The 544-nt window shown below is 70.2% G+C and carries 1 protein-coding gene; it reads right to left on the bottom strand.

All coding sequences use genetic code 11. The features are described from left to right. Positions 1-544, bottom strand: a 544-nt coding sequence (gene trpS / locus BIV01_RS12875; RefSeq protein WP_071303091.1) for a tryptophan--tRNA ligase, incomplete at both ends; no start/stop codon positions are given.

The raw sequence follows: 544 nt of genomic DNA, 5'->3' as shown, positions 1-544 counted from the left end.
CGCGCTCGGTGTCGGTGACCGCCGAGCGGATCTTCTTCGCGGTGCGCTTCGGGTCGTCGAGCAGGCGGATGAGGCCGTTGTCGGACGCGGCCGACTTGCTCATCTTGCTCGTCGGGTCCTGCAGGTCGTAGATCCGCGCCGTGTCGGTGAGGATCCGGGCCTCCGGCACGACGAACGTGTCGCCGAACCGCGAGTTGAAGCGCCCGGCGAGGTCGCGGGTGAGCTCGACGTGCTGCCGCTGGTCGTCGCCGACCGGCACGACCTTCGTGTCGTACAGCAGGATGTCCGCCGCCATCAGGATCGGGTACGTGAAGAGCCCGACCGACGCGGCTTCGGTGCCCTGCCGGGCGGACTTGTCCTTGAACTGGGTCATCCGGCTCGCCTCGCCGAAGCCGGTGAGCGTGTTCAGCACCCACGCGAGCTCGGCGTGCGCCGGGACGTGCGACTGCACGAACAGCGTCGCCTTGGTCGGGTCGATGCCCGAGGCGATGTACTGCGCGGCCGTCGCCCGGGTGTTCGCGCGGAGCTCGGCCGGGTCCTGCGG

The organism is Curtobacterium sp. MCBA15_013, assembly GCF_001865095.1.
In the GTDB taxonomy this organism is placed as follows: domain Bacteria; phylum Actinomycetota; class Actinomycetes; order Actinomycetales; family Microbacteriaceae; genus Curtobacterium.
This window is presented reverse-complemented; position numbering and strand designations above follow the sequence as displayed.